This is a genomic window from Pseudomonas sp. S2_F07 (genome assembly GCF_054668325.1).
Window position 1 is genome coordinate 6,099,852 of the sequence record NZ_CP162758.1, and the last position, 16,259, is coordinate 6,116,110.

General features: G+C 57.2%; 13 protein-coding genes and 1 tRNA gene. 10 read left to right on the forward strand and 4 right to left on the reverse strand.

Annotated features, from left to right (window positions below):
- The first annotated feature begins 3 nt into the window (after positions 1-3).
- The 4 genes from pheT to AB4O40_RS27810 all read left to right on the forward strand — a co-directional run bounded on the left by pheT (position 4) and on the right by AB4O40_RS27810 (position 3,191).
- A complete protein-coding gene (gene pheT, locus AB4O40_RS27795) occupies positions 4-2,382 on the forward strand; it encodes a phenylalanine--tRNA ligase subunit beta (protein WP_056722253.1) in 2,379 nt (792 codons plus the stop codon).
- Between the two features lie 3 nt (positions 2,383-2,385).
- Positions 2,386-2,688: an integration host factor subunit alpha gene (gene ihfA / locus AB4O40_RS27800; protein WP_002553164.1), complete on the forward strand. Its 303-nt coding sequence runs from the start codon at positions 2,386-2,388 to the stop codon at positions 2,686-2,688.
- Positions 2,669-3,025, forward strand: a complete 357-nt coding sequence (locus AB4O40_RS27805) for a MerR family transcriptional regulator (RefSeq protein WP_003179985.1) — start codon at positions 2,669-2,671, stop codon at positions 3,023-3,025. Before ihfA ends, AB4O40_RS27805 begins: the two co-directional genes overlap by 20 nt.
- A gap of 89 nt (positions 3,026-3,114) precedes the next feature.
- A tRNA-Pro gene (locus AB4O40_RS27810) sits at positions 3,115-3,191 on the forward strand.
- A gap of 361 nt (positions 3,192-3,552) precedes the next feature.
- Here AB4O40_RS27810 and AB4O40_RS27815 read toward each other — a convergent pair.
- Both AB4O40_RS27815 and csiR read right to left on the reverse strand, forming a co-directional pair.
- Positions 3,553-4,152: a type 2 periplasmic-binding domain-containing protein gene (locus tag AB4O40_RS27815; protein WP_223541009.1), complete on the reverse strand. Its 600-nt coding sequence runs from the start codon at positions 4,150-4,152 to the stop codon at positions 3,553-3,555.
- 359 nt (positions 4,153-4,511) lie between these two features.
- A complete protein-coding gene (csiR, locus tag AB4O40_RS27820) occupies positions 4,512-5,210 on the reverse strand; it encodes a DNA-binding transcriptional regulator CsiR (RefSeq protein WP_223541010.1) in 699 nt (232 codons plus the stop codon).
- 195 nt (positions 5,211-5,405) lie between these two features.
- Between csiR and glaH the strand changes: the two genes are divergently transcribed.
- The 4 genes from glaH to AB4O40_RS27840 all read left to right on the forward strand — a co-directional run bounded on the left by glaH (position 5,406) and on the right by AB4O40_RS27840 (position 10,731).
- A complete protein-coding gene (gene glaH / locus AB4O40_RS27825) occupies positions 5,406-6,383 on the forward strand; it encodes a glutarate dioxygenase GlaH (RefSeq protein ID WP_056723351.1) in 978 nt (325 codons plus the stop codon).
- An 89-nt stretch (positions 6,384-6,472) separates the two neighbouring features.
- Positions 6,473-7,747, forward strand: a complete 1,275-nt coding sequence (gene lhgO, locus AB4O40_RS27830) for an L-2-hydroxyglutarate oxidase (RefSeq protein ID WP_223541011.1) — start codon at positions 6,473-6,475, stop codon at positions 7,745-7,747.
- A gap of 13 nt (positions 7,748-7,760) precedes the next feature.
- The gene (gene gabD / locus AB4O40_RS27835) at positions 7,761-9,209 is read left to right on the forward strand and encodes an NADP-dependent succinate-semialdehyde dehydrogenase (RefSeq protein WP_223541012.1); all 1,449 of its coding nucleotides are present in this window, start codon (positions 7,761-7,763) and stop codon (positions 9,207-9,209) included.
- A gap of 100 nt (positions 9,210-9,309) precedes the next feature.
- Complete coding sequence (locus AB4O40_RS27840; RefSeq protein ID WP_223541013.1) at positions 9,310-10,731, forward strand: aspartate aminotransferase family protein; 1,422 nt, start codon at positions 9,310-9,312, stop codon at positions 10,729-10,731.
- A gap of 584 nt (positions 10,732-11,315) precedes the next feature.
- Here AB4O40_RS27840 and AB4O40_RS27845 read toward each other — a convergent pair.
- Both AB4O40_RS27845 and AB4O40_RS27850 read right to left on the reverse strand, forming a co-directional pair.
- Positions 11,316-12,059 (reverse strand): PDC sensor domain-containing protein, encoded by a 744-nt coding sequence (locus tag AB4O40_RS27845; RefSeq protein WP_223541014.1) that lies wholly within the window; start codon positions 12,057-12,059, stop codon positions 11,316-11,318.
- Between the two features lie 108 nt (positions 12,060-12,167).
- On the reverse strand, positions 12,168-12,899 hold the full coding sequence (locus AB4O40_RS27850) for a FadR/GntR family transcriptional regulator (RefSeq protein ID WP_223502639.1): 732 nt from the start codon (positions 12,897-12,899) through the stop codon (positions 12,168-12,170).
- A 279-nt stretch (positions 12,900-13,178) separates the two neighbouring features.
- Between AB4O40_RS27850 and AB4O40_RS27855 the strand changes: the two genes are divergently transcribed.
- Both AB4O40_RS27855 and AB4O40_RS27860 read left to right on the forward strand, forming a co-directional pair.
- Positions 13,179-14,672: an aldehyde dehydrogenase gene (locus AB4O40_RS27855; RefSeq protein ID WP_460057011.1), complete on the forward strand. Its 1,494-nt coding sequence runs from the start codon at positions 13,179-13,181 to the stop codon at positions 14,670-14,672.
- An 87-nt stretch (positions 14,673-14,759) separates the two neighbouring features.
- The gene (locus AB4O40_RS27860) at positions 14,760-16,238 is read left to right on the forward strand and encodes an APC family permease (protein ID WP_150727167.1); all 1,479 of its coding nucleotides are present in this window, start codon (positions 14,760-14,762) and stop codon (positions 16,236-16,238) included.
- The last annotated feature ends 21 nt before the right edge of the window (positions 16,239-16,259 follow it).

Consider the following 16,259-nt stretch of genomic DNA (forward strand, 5'->3'; position numbering starts at 1 on the left):
AGGATGAAATTCAGTGAACAATGGCTGCGTGGCTGGGTTAGCCCGCAGGTAAGTCGCGACGAGCTGGTTGCTCGTCTGTCGATGGCCGGTCTTGAGGTCGATAGCGTTACGCCGGCCGCCGGTGTTTTCAGTGGCGTGGTCGTTGGCGAGGTGCTGAGCACCGAGCAGCACCCGGACGCCGACAAGCTGCGTGTGTGCCAGGTCAGCAACGGTTCGGAAACCTTCCAGGTTGTTTGCGGTGCGCCAAATGTGCGCCCGGGCCTGAAGATTCCTTTCGCCATGATCGGCGCCGAGCTGCCGGGCGACTTCAAGATCAAGAAGGCCAAGCTGCGTGGCGTTGAGTCCAACGGCATGCTGTGCTCGCAATCCGAGCTGCAGGTCGGTGAAGGCAATGACGGCTTGATGGAGCTGCCGGCCGATGCGCCGGTGGGCGAGGATTTCCGCGTTTATCTGGACCTGGAAGACGCCAGCATCGAGGTCGATCTGACCCCGAACCGTGGCGACTGCCTGTCCCTGGCCGGTCTGGCCCGTGAAGTGGGTGCACTGTACGCCGCTCCTGTGGTCCGTCCGGTGGTGGCCTCGATTCCTGCCGCCCACGACGAAGTGCGTTCGGTAGAAGTGCTGGCGCCCGCCGCGTGCCCGCGCTACCTCGGTCGTGTGATTCGTAATGTCGACCTGTCCAGGCCTACGCCGCTGTGGATGGTTGAGCGCCTGCGTCGTGCAGATGTGCGCAGCATCGACGCTGCCGTCGACATCACCAACTACGTGATGCTGGAACTGGGTCAGCCGCTGCACGCTTTCGATCTCGCCGAAATCAACGGTGGCATCCGTGTGCGCATGGCCGAAGAGGGCGAGAAGCTGGTACTGCTCGACGGTCAGGAAGTCAGCCTGCGTAGCGATACGCTGGTGATTGCCGACCACTCCCGCGCACTGGCAATCGCCGGTGTCATGGGTGGCGAGCACAGCGGTGTCTCCGCGACCACCCGCGATGTGTTCCTGGAAAGCGCTTTCTTCGACCAGATCGCCGTAGCAGGCAAGGCCCGTTCCTATGGCCTGCACACTGACGCATCCCATCGCTATGAGCGCGGCGTTGACTGGCAGCTGGCCCGCGAAGCCATGGAGCGCGCGACCGGCTTGCTGCTCGATATCACCGGTGGTGAAGCGGGTCCGATCATCGAGACCGTCAGCGAACAGCACCTGCCGAAAATTGCTCCGATCACCCTGCGTGCCCAGCGCATTACCCAGATGCTGGGTATGGAAATGGACTCGGCTGAAGTGGAGCGTCTGCTCAATGCCTTGGGCCTGACCATTACTGCCGACGGGGCAGGGCAGTGGCGTGTAGAAGTGCCAAGCCATCGCTTCGATATCAGCCTGGAAGTCGACCTGATTGAAGAACTGGCACGCCTGTACGGCTACAACCGTTTGCCAGTCCGTTACCCGCAAGCGCGTCTGGCGCCGCAAGCCAAGGCAGAAGCCCGTAGCGACCTGCCTGAGCTGCGCCGACTGCTGGTTGCCCGTGGGTATCAGGAAGCAATTACCTACAGCTTCATCGATCCGAAACAGTTCGAACTGTTTAATCCGGGTGTGGAGCCTTTGCTGCTGGCCAATCCGATCTCCAATGACATGGCCGCCATGCGTTCGTCGCTGTGGCCGGGTCTGGTCAAGGCGCTTCAGCACAACCTGAACCGTCAGCAGGATCGCGTGCGTCTGTTCGAAAGCGGCCTGCGTTTCGTTGGTCAGCTTGAAGGTTTGAAGCAAGAGCCGATGTTGGCAGGCGTTGTTTGCGGTAGTCGTCTGCCGGAAGGCTGGGCGCAAGGTCGCGATACCGTCGACTTCTTCGACGTCAAGGCTGACGTGGAAGCGGTGCTGGGCTTCGCCGGTGCCCTGGATGCGTTCACTTTCGTACCGGGCAAGCACCCGGCGCTGCACCCAGGTCAAACCGCGCGCATCGAGCGTGACGGTCGTCTGGTCGGCTTCATTGGCGCGATCCACCCTGAATTGTCGAAAACCCTCGGTCTCGACCGTCCAGTCTTCGTCTTCGAGCTGGTTCTGGCGGAAGTGGCGTCGGGCAAAATGCCTAAATTCCACGAGTTATCGCGCTTTCCTGAAGTGCGTCGTGACCTTGCACTGATTGCGCACAAAGACGTTGCAGCCACGGCTGTACTGGACGTAATCCGTGAAAATGCAGGCGAATGGCTGACAGACCTCAGGCTATTTGACGTGTATCAGGGTAAAGGCATTGATCCTGATAGAAAAAGCCTTGCAGTCGGCTTGACCTGGCAGCATCCATCGCGCACTCTTAATGACGATGAGGTGAATACCGCAACGCAAAACATCCTCACCTCGCTCGAACAAAGGTTGAACGCCACGTTAAGGAAGTGACGTATGGGGGCTCTGACGAAAGCTGAGATGGCGGAACGTCTGTATGAAGAGCTGGGCCTGAACAAACGGGAGGCCAAGGAATTGGTCGAACTGTTTTTTGAAGAAATCAGGCACGCTCTCGAAGACAACGAACAAGTCAAATTGTCCGGTTTCGGCAATTTCGACCTTCGGGACAAACGCCAGCGGCCTGGCCGCAATCCGAAAACGGGGGAAGAAATCCCGATCACGGCTCGCCGTGTGGTCACCTTTCGTCCAGGGCAGAAGTTGAAGGCCCGAGTTGAGGCTTATGCTGGAACCAAGTCATAACGACGAACTCCCCGTCATCCCGGGCAAACGCTACTTCACCATTGGTGAAGTCAGCGAGCTGTGTGCGGTCAAACCGCACGTGCTGCGCTACTGGGAGCAGGAGTTTCCTCAACTCAACCCTGTCAAACGCCGCGGAAACCGCCGGTATTATCAGCGCCAGGACGTGCTGATGATCCGGCAGATCCGCGCGCTTCTTTACGATCAGGGGTTCACCATCGGCGGAGCGCGCTTGCGTTTGTCCGGTGATGAAGCCAAAGACGACACCACCCAATACAAGCAAATGATCCGCCAGATGATCGCCGAGCTCGAAGATGTTCTGGTGGTGCTCAAGAAATAAATTCTCGCTTTTAAATACTTCCAGTTTTCAAAAGCTTGCGATATATTCTTGAGCGTTCCTCGAGGAGAGGGACGAGTTTCACGCCTAGTCGGGGCGTAGCGCAGTCCGGTAGCGCACTAGCATGGGGTGCTAGGGGTCGAGTGTTCGAATCACTCCGTCCCGACCATATAATTCAAGGGGTTGCGAGATTTTATCTCGCGACCCCTTTTTATTTTTGGTCGTTTTTACCCCTACAAAACGACTGGCTCTGGGTGGAATCTTCGACGGTGAGATTAAGATCGCTATCTGTGCCGTGGGCGTTGGTGCCTGTGTAAGAGTGAGATGGCGGTATTTGGATGTATCTCTGTGAACGTTAGTGGCTCCATTGCCCGATGGTTACCGATCGCGACCAAATGCTTTGGCTCGATTGCTGCTTTCAATGAGCAGCAGTTTGACCCTCAAAAACGAAAGAGCTTCTGACATTTCTCACATCACACACCGACGATAAATTCTGCTTCGAGTAGCAATTGATACGGAAGTAAAACTGCTTATAGGTTGCTGAACCTAACTCTGGTCGCTTCAGCGTATGCCCTAATCCACTCGGAGGTTCTCATCACATGCGGTTTACTCATGTGCTGTCGATTGACCACGAGGAACTCCTTCAGGCGGTTTGTTTTCCTCAATAGTAGAACCGGCCACAACTCCCCTCGTTCTGGTGCCTCAGCAGCATAGTACTTCCAGCCGAGTGCCACGCCATGGCCATAAATGGCGGCATCCAACAGGGTTGAATAAGTTGAGTAAGACCTCACCAAAGTGGGAATGGGCTTATCCAGTTCCTGGTTCGGTAACCATTGCCTCCAGTCCATTAAGGGACTGTGGTGGTTGGCTAGCTGCAGACGCGGAACAGAGCAAAGGTCTTCAATCTTCTTGATCGAATGCTGACGCAAGAATTCTGGGCTCGCGACAGGCAGGATCACCTTTTCCAGCTTCAGCAAGACATCTGGATTGGCTGCGTAGAAGTCGCTGAGTACGGGTAACAGCCAGTTTGACGCTGCGACACTGGTACGCAGCCTGACCACGCCACTTTCTTCCACCGCAGGGCGCAATGCCAAGGCTGTGTTCTCGATGTTGTTGAAAGCAGCCGTCACTGAAATGAGCAGTTTCCTCCTCGCGTCAGTGAGTTCCAGGCGTGTGCCAAACCGGACAAACAGTGAAACCCCAAGGGTGTGTTCAAGCTCCTTGATCTGACGGTTGATCGCCGGTTGTGAAATTAGCTGTTCCTCTGCGGCGCGCGTGAAATTGCAGCGCCTGGCCGCAGTTTCAAATGCAACGCGTCGGTTCGCGCTTTATGTCTTCTCCGCTCATCCGACGGGCAGCGCTCCCCGGTTACATGAGCGACTGTTACTTTGTTTTGAGGGTGTGCACAACGGGAGGGGGCATGCGTCACCGATACTTCAGCTAGAGTGGACGGGTATGCTCACTTCAGCTGACCCGTTCAATCTCAAATTCATGCGGCGCTGCCCATTCCCTGCACTAGCATGATCTCAGCGATGATCGGCACCGGCGTCATCAAGTGAGTGCGCATCATGGTGCTGGCCCGTGGCGCATCGCGCGCCAGAATAGCTTCAACCAACGCGGCATGTTCCTTGCGCTTCAACGCCAGGGCTTCTTCGGAGAAGACCGTCCGGGTCAGCCAAAGGTGGCGGTAGCGTTCGGCCTGGTCAAACAGATAACCGCGCGCCTGTAACAGGTGTTTTGAGCCACAACCGGCGGCGATAGCCGTATGGAAGGCCTTGTGCCGTTCGTCCCAGACATCCAAGACCTGCTCTCGGGTTTTGACATCCATAACTTTCGAGAGGGTATGGGACTGGGCAAGGATCTGCGCCTCCCAAGCGTCGTCACCGCGCTCAATGGCCAAGCCTACGATCATCGCCTCGAGGTTGGCGCGGGCATCGTAGATGTCTTGCATTTCTTTCAACGACATGGGCGCGACCCGGTAGCCCTTCTGGCTGATCACCACCACCAGATGTTCGGCCACCAATTGCGAAAGCGCCTCTCGCAGCGGGCCAACCCCCAAGTCATAACGCTCCTTGAGCCCGCTCATGAGGAGCTTCTCTCCGGGCTTGAAGACCCCGCGAATGATGTCCTGTTTGAGTCGCTCATACCCGCTGAATGCAGAGTTCTGCTTGGGGGTGAGGCTATCCAAAGGTACTGCTCCTGAAAACGACAAGGTCCAATCATACCTAAACATCTGTCATACGAAAAACATAAGACGGAATGGTGTTTTGTCGATCATAAATAAAAATGTAGACATTTTAAATTTATGACGATATTTTTGCTCTGAGCCTGATCCGCATCAATGCTGGAGGGGCCAATCCCTACCTTCTGCCCAGGAACTGCCATGAACGCCTTTACGCAAATTCAGGACCTTGTGATGCCACTGCCATCGGAGTGCAAGGGTTTCACTCTCACCCCTTCCAGCCAGTCACCGCGCCTGCTTGAGCTGAAATTTGCCAAGCAAACCGTCGACGCGTTCATAAAGGCGGTGACGCAATGGCCGGTCCAGGCTCTGGAGTACAAATCGTTCCTGCGCTTCCGGGTTGGCCAGATACTTGACGAGCTGTGCGAAGGCACCCTGCGCCCGGTGTTGATCAACACCATTCTCGACCGCGCCACCGGCGGCATGCTGATCACGCCGGAGGGGTTGAACGAAGTGTCCCAGGCCGATGACATGGTCAAGTTTTCCTCGGCCGTCGCGCACTTGATCGGTCGCTCCAACTTCGATGCCATGAGCGGCCAGTTCTACGCGCGCTTTGCAGTGGTCAACACCGACAACTCCGACAGCTACCTGCGCCAGCCACACCGGGTCATGGAACTGCACAACGACGGCACATTTGTTCAGGAGCGCACTGACTATGTGCTGATGATGAAGATCGACGAGCAGAACATGGAGGGCGGCAACACCCTGCTGCTGCACCTGGACGATTGGGGAGACCTGAATCACTACTACACGCATCCGCTAGCCCGCCGTGAAATGCGCTTCACCGCGCCACCGAGCAAGAACGTGCGTGAAGACGTGTTCCATGCGGTGTTCGACAACGACGCCGAAGGCCGCCCGACAATGCGCTACATCGACCAGTTCGTGCAGCCCAAGGACTTCGAGGAAGGCATTTGGCTGACCGCCATGAGCGAATCCCTGGAAGGCAGTCAGGAGAAGGTTTCGGTACCGGTGCCGGTCGGAAGCTTCGTGCTCGTCAACAACATGTTCTGGCTGCACGGCCGTGACCGCTTCACCGCCCACCCGGGCCTGCGTCGTGAGCTGATGCGTCAGCGCGGCTACATCAGTTACCAAAAAACCATGTACCAGCGCGGCCAGTAAGGTTTGCCAAACGCTGAAGTGACGAGGGCCACCTCATGTGGCCCTTATCGCGCTTCTAACAAAAACGTAATACAGGTGGGTGCAAGCTAATGGCTGCGTACGACTTCATCATCATCGGTGGCGGCATTGTGGGTATGTCCACGGCCATGCAACTGGCCCAGGTTTACCCGGACGCAAAAATCCTCCTGCTAGAGAAAGAGTCCGGCCCGGCCAAGCACCAGACCGGCCACAACAGTGGCGTAATCCATGCCGGCGTCTACTACACCCCGGGCAGCCTGAAGGCGCGCTTCTGCCTGGAGGGCAACAAGGCCACCAAGGCCTTCTGCGACAAGCACGGCATCCGTTACGACGAGTGCGGCAAGCTGCTGGTGGCCACCAATGAGCTGGAAATGCAGCGCATGAGCGCGTTGTGGGACCGCACCGAAGCCAATGGGCTGAGGCGTGGATGGCTGTCGGCCGCCGAGCTGCGCGAGCGCGAGCCGAACATCGTCGGCCTGGGCGGTATCTTTGTGCCGTCGAGCGGCATCGTGAACTACGCCGAAGTCACCGCGGCCATGGGCCGAGAATTCGAAGCCTCCGGTGGTGAGATCCGCTACAACAGCGAAGTCGTCGCCATCGACGAGCGTCCCAATGAAGTCGTGGTCCGCACCGACACGCTGGAGCACCACGGGCGCTTCCTGATCACCTGCTCGGGCCTGATGGCTGACCGCGTGGTGCGCATGCTCGGGATCAAGCCCAACTTCATCATCTGCCCGTTCCGCGGTGAGTATTACCTGCTGCCCAAACAGCATAATCAGATCGTCAACCACCTGATCTATCCGATCCCGGATCCGTCCATGCCATTTCTCGGCGTGCACCTGACCCGCATGATCGACGGCACCGTCACTGTCGGCCCCAACGCAGTGCTGGCGATGAAGCGCGAAGGCTATCGCAAGACCGATTTTTCGCTGTCGGACATGTTCGAAACCCTGACCACCCCGGGCATTCTGAAGGTGCTGATGAAGAACCTGCGCCCCGGTCTGATCGAGATGAAAAACTCACTGTTCAAGGGCGGCTACCTGAAGGAAGTGCAGAAGTACTGCCCGAGCATCAACAAGAGCGACCTCACCGCCTACCCGGCCGGTGTGCGCGCACAGGCGGTCTCGCTTGGCGGCAAGTTGATCGACGATTTCCTGTTCGTCAACACTGCCCGTAGCGTCAGCGTCTGCAACGCCCCGTCGCCTGCAGCGACCTCCGCCATCCCGATCGGCGCATACATCGTCGACAAGGTCCGTGAGCAACTAGCAAGTGCCGGTGTCAGTTTTGTCAAACCTGCCAACTCCACTCGGACCGCCCCGATGGCGGCTTCCGGCGCAACCCGCTAATGAGGAATTTCGCGTGCAACTCAACGATCAGAAACTGTTTCGCCAGCAAGCCTATATCGACGGTGCCTGGGCAGATGCTGACAGTGGCCAGACCCTCATGGTCAACAACCCGGCCACCGGTGAAATCATTGGCAGCGTGCCGAAGATGGGGGCGACCGAAACCCGTCGTGCCATTGAAGCCGCTGACAAGGCGCTACCGGCCTGGCGCGCCCTGACCGCCAAGGAGCGCGCCAACAAGCTTCGCAAGTGGTTCGACCTGATGATGGCCAACCAGGAAGACCTGGCCCGCCTGATGACCCTGGAGCAAGGCAAGCCACTAACCGAGTCCCGTGGCGAAATCGCTTATGCCGCTTCCTTTCTGGAGTGGTTCGGCGAAGAGGCCAAGCGCGTGTATGGCGACATGATCCCCGGTCACCAGGTCGACAAGCGCCTGATGGTGCTCAAGCAGCCGATCGGTGTCACCGCCGCCATCACTCCGTGGAACTTCCCTTCGGCGATGATCACCCGCAAGGCCGGTCCGGCCCTGGCCGCCGGCTGCACCATGGTCCTCAAGCCGGCCTCGCAAACGCCTTACTCGGCCCTGGCCTTGGCCGAGCTGGCCGAGCGCGCCGGCATTCCGAAAGGCGTGTTCAGCGTGGTCACCGGCAGTGCCGGCGAAATCGGCAGCGAGCTGACCGGTAACCCGCTCGTGCGCAAGCTGACCTTCACCGGCTCCACCGAAATCGGCCGCCGGCTGATGATCGAGTGCGCTAAGGACATCAAGAAGGTGTCGCTGGAACTGGGCGGCAATGCACCCTTCATCGTCTTCGATGATGCCGACCTGGACGCCGCTATCGAGGGGGCGTTGATCTCGAAGTACCGCAACAACGGCCAGACCTGCGTCTGCGCCAACCGTCTGTATATACAGGACGGTATCTACGACGCCTTCGTCGAAAAACTCACCGCAGCCGTGGCCAAGTTGAACATTGGTAATGGCCTGGAAAACGGCATCACCACCGGCCCCCTGATCGACGCCAAAGCCATGGCCAAGGTTCAGGAACACATTGAAGACGCTGTGAGCAAAGGCGCTCGCGTGGTCGCCGGTGGCAAGCCGCACGCCCTGGGCGGGACCTTCTTTGAGCCGACCGTGCTGGTCGATGTTCCGCGCAACGCCGCCGTCGCCAAGGAAGAAACCTTCGGCCCACTGGCGCCGCTGTTCCGCTTCAAGGATGAAGCCGATGTGATCGCCATGGCCAACGACACCGAGTTCGGCCTGGCCTCCTATTTCTATGCACGCGACCTGAGCCGTGTGTTCCGTGTGGGCGAGTCGCTGGAGTACGGCATTGTCGGCGTCAACACCGGGATCATCTCCAACGAAGTGGCGCCGTTCGGTGGCATCAAGGCCTCGGGTTTGGGCCGTGAAGGCTCCAAGTACGGCATTGAGGACTACCTGGAAATCAAATACCTCTGTATCGGCGTGTGATCACGGCGGACATTCATCAAGCGTCAAGAGGGGTGGAGATGAACACCCACCAAAGCCTGTAACAACGCCATATGGCCGCCATTCCCCGGAGTTCCTTAACATGAATCGCTCGTATCTTTCGCTCGCCGAAAAGGATGTTCAGCATCAACTGCACCCCTACACGGATGCGCGACTGCACCAGGAAGTAGGCCCGCTGATTATCGAGCGTGGCGAAGGCGTTTACGTCTATGACAATCAGGGCAAGCGTTATCTTGAAGCGATGTCGGGTCTTTGGAGTGTGGCGCTGGGTTTCAGTAATGAGCGTCTGATCAAGGCGGCAGAGCAACAGCTACGTAAACTGCCCTTTTATCACCTCTTCAGCCACAAGGCTCACACGCCCAGTATCGAATTGGCCGAGAAGCTGATCGAGCTCGCCCCGGTGCCGATGAGCAAAGTCTTCTTCACTAACTCAGGCTCTGAAGCCAACGACACCGTCGTCAAGATGATCTGGTATCGCAACAATGCCATCGGCAAGCCTGGCAAAAAGAAGTTCATCAGCCGTCACAATGCGTATCACGGCATTACTGCTGTCAGCGCCAGTTTAACCGGGCTGCAGGTGAACCAACGTGGTTTTGACGTGCCGTTGCCCGGCTTCTTTCACGTTGCTTGTCCGCACCACTATCGCAATGCCAAACCTGGCGAGACCGATGAACAATTTGCTGATCGCCTGGCAACCGAACTGGAAAATGTCATCCTCCGGGAGGGCCCGGAAACCGTAGCCGCTTTTTACGGCGAACCGCTGATGGGGGCGGGCGGCGTGATCGTGCCTCCGTGCACATATTGGGACAAGGTTCAAGCGGTGTGCCGCAAATATGACGTGCTGGTCGTTGCGGATGAAGTGATTTGCGGCTTTGGTCGTACCGGTAAAATGTTTGGCTGCGAAACCTTCGGTATCAAGCCGGATGTCATGGTGGTTTCCAAGCAACTATCTTCTTCGTATCAACCGATCGCGGCAGTCCTGATCAACGATAAGGTCTTCGAGGGGATCGCCGATCAGAGCCACACATTCGGTACTCTGGGCCATGGCTTCACCGGCAGCGGCCACCCGGTTGCGACTGCAGTTGCGCTGGAAAACATAAAAATCATCCAGGAAGATCGGCTTGTCGAGCGCGCCTGCGAGTTGGGCGAACAACTTCAGGCCGGACTGGCTCAATTTGCTGATCATCCGTTGGTAGGGGAGGTCAGGGGCTGTGGACTGATCGCCGCTGTAGAGCTCGTTGCGGATCGTCGGACAAAGGAGCCGCTGGATACGGTTGGGAAGCTGGGGCGCTACCTGGCGGGACGTGCGCAGGAGTACGGCATGATCACAAGGGCGATGGGAGACTCGATCGCATTCTGTCCACCACTGATATCCACGACAGAAGAAATACAGTTCGTGGTTGATACGTTCAGCCGTGCACTCGACGACACTGACCGTTGGTTTGGTCTGGGTGTCAACCAAAGCATGTGGCATCAGTGGGAAGGCTATACGCACAACTCCTGATAGCGCATCTCGGTGTCATGAAGGTGTATCGATCATCGGCGCGGCCCAAGTACTGGTCGCGCCACCATCTTCGTTTCGTGAGTAAAAAATGATTCTTCACGGATTACCGGGAAAGACGCTCTTGATCTTCATGAAAAAGAGCTCGCTATCCCGGTTGCAGCGGCCTCGATTTGAGTGCACCCCTCTGGCTCCATTCTTCGAAAAATGATCTGACCTCGACGCGGGTTTTAGTCGGGCGCGACAGGCCCGGCTGGCAGGAAAATGTGTGGCATGAAACGTCAGAGTGCTTGTTTCAGTTGTTCACGGACTTCGTGAAGAACCCCAGTGGCTGCGCGACCACCTGCGGCTCCTTCTACAGGTGGTGCTCTACCAGCGCCGCGGCGAGAGAGCACAGCTTTGCCAACTCGGTTGAGATGACTCTTGTGCAATTGCCTGATGGAACAGGCGGCCAGAATGGGGGCCGCTTTCAGTAGCGGAGTACATGGCGACCTCCTGCCATCCGTGGGAGGAGCTTTCATTCAACGGGATTCTTCCTGCAGCGCATGGGTTGAACTTTGGTTCTTCAAACCAAGATGGAGTCTTGATCAAAACCTTGGGACAGGTCGCTCCACGACACTCCAATATGACGATGTGTCGATAAGGCTCAGGACGCGACCCTGTTCTTTGTCCAGGCTCAGGGGGGCTCGGATCAAATCACCGGCCAGCCAACTCGGTGTGTTAGCCGCCAGCACCCGACCTTCCGCATTAAGCAACAGTGCCTCGTTACTGACTCGCATGAGGCTGCGCACGAGCAAGGGTTCCAAAGAATGTAGAGAAATATCGGCAGCGGCTACGCCAACAAAGCGATTTTCAAAAAAAATAGGGACTGAAAAAGCAACGATATACAGCTCCGTACCGTACAAATCCACAAACGGGCCATCAATGGAGGGTTGCCGGGTTTGCTGCGGACGGGTGTACCACGGCATGTGTAAGTAATCGTAGAAGCGGTCGCTACGGCTATTAAAATTCAGCGTCAGAGGCTGGATCTCTTCTTTTTGGGTTCGGCACAACCATTCCAGATGCATTCCGCGGCCTTCCAGCTCACCAGGAGCGAATACCACGCCGGCACCATGAAACTTGAGGTTCTCCGAGTTCAGGATTTGCCGAATAATCGGCAGCAATGGCTTCAGGTCGCCTTGGCTGGGGCGCTCCTTTTTGCTACACGTATGCTCCCAAATGCTCAATACCGCGGCGCTCATATCGTTGAGCCCCTTGAATACGTTACTTACGGAAGCATTGATTAACGTGGCACATTGGGACAGCTCGTTTGCTGACATTTCGTTAGCCATGGCTCTACCTCATGACTCAGAGAAGACAATGCGGTGCCTGCAGTCGACGGGGTATGTGACACCGAGCTGCATAGCGAGCGAATAATTCAGCAAGTTTCGTTCCATTCATTAGTCGCCTTCTGCCATTTGTTGTAGTCGTAGGGTGCTTAGGCGGCGAACGCCTCGTGTTACATGTGCTTCTGCCAGTGCGCCGGCCAGATTGGCGTCGTTCGCTACGATGGCTTCCAGGATAGCTCTATGTTCCCGCTCGACGGCCTGTGGGTCTGGTTGGCCGGCAAACGGCAGCCATAACAGTTCCCCAAGTTCTGCCTGCAAGCGCGCTTCGCTGTGAGTCAGGCGCACAGACTGCGCTGCCACGGCTATTTCGATATGGAACCTGGCGTCGGCTCGGCGGCGCTCTCGCCGCTCTTGAGCGTTGGCCAGGGCGTCGACAAGGCTGCTCAGCTTTGCATGTTGCTCAGGCCCGGTGCGCTGGGCCGCCAGTCGGGCGGCGGCGCCTGAAATGGCAGCGTGCTCATCGGCGAGGTCACGCAGTTCAAGCGTGCTGAATTCACGCAGTTGATTGAACAGGGCCTGATCTGAGGTTTGCGGTGCGGCGCAGATGAAGCTCCCCCCGCTGCGTCCGCGCCGGGTTTCGATAACCCCGCGCTCTCGCAAGCCTGCCAGCGCGTCCCGCAGCGTAACCGTGGCGACGCCGAGCTGGGTGGCCAGGGCACTTTCATTGGGGAGCTGTTCGCCTTCTGTGAACAACCCCAGATCGATCATTTCTATCAGGCGACGGGTAACAGACTCCGTTTTACCTTCCTGGTTAAGGCGTATGAGGCTTGAAGTAGGGCTCATGGTTGATTCATTCATGGGCGGCGCCGTTTTACGCCTGTGGCAATAGTCCGATATAGCGTCAAGCGCGTCCGGATGTGTGTTTCTTTTAAAATTCTATTTCATATTTAATATTATTTTTGTACGTATTCGTGGGTGGATTCTAGAATTTTGGCGCATGAAAAGTCAAAAAAATCACCTAATGTTCATTTTTTTGGGGTTCTCACGGGTTAAAAGATATGGTTCCATATGTTTAAGGCGATTTGAGATCGCATCCATCCGAACCCAGGAGCACTTTTAACCATGAGTCAGTTGACCCGATCAGAGTGGGAAGCCAGAGCCAAGGCGCTGAGCATCGAAGGGCGAGCCTTTATCAATGGCAAATATGTGTCGGCCAGTTCAGGTGCAACCTTCGAGTGCATAAGTCCTATCGACGGGCGTGTGCTTGCCCTGGTCGCGAGTTGCGATGCGGCGGATGCCGATTTGGCGGTAGCCAGCGCCCGGTCGGCGTTCGAGTCCGGCGTCTGGTCACGCCAAGCACCTGTAATGCGCAAGGCAGTGATGGTGCGATTTTCCGAATTGTTGCAGGCCCATGCCGAAGAGCTGGCTCTGCTGGAAACATTGGACATGGGCAAGCCGATTTCCGATTCGCTGTCCGTCGACCTCCCGGGGACCATTGACAGTATTCGCTGGTGCGGTGAAGCAATCGACAAGATCTACGATGAGGTGGCAGCGACCTCAGTCGATCAGCTCGGGCTGGTTACCCGGGAGCCGGTTGGAGTGGTCGCTACTATCGTGCCGTGGAATTTCCCACTGATGATGGCGTCCTGGAAGTTGGGGCCGGCGCTGGCTGCCGGTAACTCGGTGATCCTCAAACCCTCGGAGCGCTCTCCGCTGACCGCTATCCGCATTGCACAGATTGCTCTGGAGGCGGGTCTGCCAGCAGGTGTCCTCAACGTTCTGCCGGGCTATGGCAACACCGTGGGCAAGGCGTTGGCCTTGCACGGTGACGTTGATACCTTGGCGTTTACCGGGTCTACCCAAGTGGCCAAGCAGTTACTGGTTTATGCGGGTGAGTCGAATATGAAGCGAGTCTGGCTCGAGGCCGGCGGCAAAAGTCCCAACATCGTATTTGCGGATGCCCCCGATCTGCAGGTGGCGGCCGAAGCAGCAGCTGCTGCCATCGCCTTCAACCAAGGTGAGGTTTGCACTGCCGGTTCACGTTTGCTGGTGCAGGCATCGATCAAAGAGCGTTTTGTACCGATGGTTGTCGAGGCCATGAAGGGCTGGAAGCCGGGGCATCCTCTCGACCCTGATACCAACGTCGGCGCTATGGTTGACGGCCGTCATCTGGATGGGGTGATGCAGTACATCGAAGAGGGTCAAGCGCAAGGCGCGCGGCTCTTGCTCGGGGGACGCGTGGCACGGGTAGAAACCGGTGGCAGTTACGTAGAGCCAACCCTGTTCGACAACGTCAGCAATTCGATGAAAATCGCCCGGGAAGAGATATTCGGCCCCGTACTGTCAGTCATCGAATTCGACCAAGCAGAGGATGCGATACGCATCGCCAATGACACCCCTTACGGACTGGCAGCAGCCGTCTGGACGTCTGACCTGTCTCGAGCCCACAACATGGCCCGTGCACTTCGTGCCGGGAGTGTTTGGGTCAACCTCTATGACGGCGGTGACATGATGGCGCCGTTCGGCGGCTTTAAACAGTCCGGTAATGGCCGTGATAAATCCCTGCATGCCTTTGATAAGTACACCGAGATCAAGGCCACCTGGATACAACTCTGAGTCAACTCTGGTTAATCGCGCAACGGATGGGATGGCACCGTCCGATCAACGCCTATTAAAACAAATTCCTTTTTGAAGGATGTTGCAATGAACAGCTCAATTAGCGCCAAGGTAGCTGTAGATCAAGACGCGGAGCAACTCCGTGCCCTTGGGTACACCTCAAATTTCGAACGTAGTATGAGTCTGTGGCAGAACTTTGCCCTTGGATTCACCTATCTGTCCCCGGTGGTAGGGGTCTACACCTTGTTCGGCCTGTGCTTGGCCGCCGGCGGGCCACCAATGTTCTGGTCCTACCTGCTGGTGGGGTTCGGCCAGATGCTGGTGTGTCTGATTTTTTGCGAAGTGGTATCTCAATACCCGATTTCCGGCGGCGTCTATCCTTGGGCCCGTCGTCTGGTTGGCAAGAAGTGGGCATGGATGGTCGGGTGGATCTATGCCATCTCTCTGTGTGTCACCATTGCCGCCGTCGCGCTGGGGGCTGGCCCCTACATCGCAAACCTACTAGGTTTCGAGTCGTCGCCGGTAACTAACACGTTGGTCGCGCTATTTTTGACGGCGACGGCGACGGTCTTGAATCTCAGTGGTACCAAGCTATTGGCGCGGGTGGCGATGTTCGGTTTTCTCTGCGAACTAGTCGGGGCTTTGTTGATCGGTGGCTACCTGCTGATCTTCGAGCGCCACCAACCCTTGAGCGTATTGTTCAACACCTTTGACATTTCCATCGATGGGGCCTATTGGCCAGCCTTCCTTACGGCCTCGTTGGCTGGGATGTTCCTCTACTACGGCTTTGAAGCCTGCGGCGATGTTGCCGAGGAAACCCCTAATCCTAGCCGCCAAGTTCCAAAGGCGATGCGGATGACTATTTGGATCGGCGGCGCCGCCTCGATCTTTGCGGCCCTGGCGTTGATCCTTGCAGTTCCAGATATGGCTGCGGTCATTTCCGGGCAAGACAAAGACCCGATGTCGACCATATTCGGCAGCGCGTTCGGTCCTGTGGGTTCTCGGGTAGTCATGGCGGTCATTACGGTTTCGTTCGTTTCCTGCGTGCTGAGTTTGCAGGCATCCGCCAGTCGTCTGCTCTATGCCTATGCTCGAGACGAAATGCTCATGGGCAGTAATGTGCTGAAAAAACTCTCGCCTACGACACACGTCCCGACTGCAGCCCTGGTGGTGTGTGGCGTGCTGCCCGCGATCATTGTGTGTGTAGGCTTCTACCTTCAGAACGCTATTGCGCTGGTAGTGAGCTTTGCCGCCATCGGTATTTACCTGGCGTTCCAGATGATTGTTGGCGGTGCACTGTACGCCCGTATCCGTGGGTGGAAACCCAAGGGGCAATTCACCATGGGGCGTTGGGGTTGGATAGTGAACATCGCTGCTCTCTGCTACGGCATGTTCGCGATCATCAATATGTCCTGGCCGCGTACCCCGGATGCGCCTTGGTACGTGAACTACGGCATCGCACTTGTCGGTGCCATCGTCATCCTTGTCGGTGTCCTATACATGACCCTGTTTCGTCCCTATGAAAAGGGCAAGGCACCAGCTTCGGATGCCTGGAAAAACCGCTAACTGACATCAATGCCTGCCGCT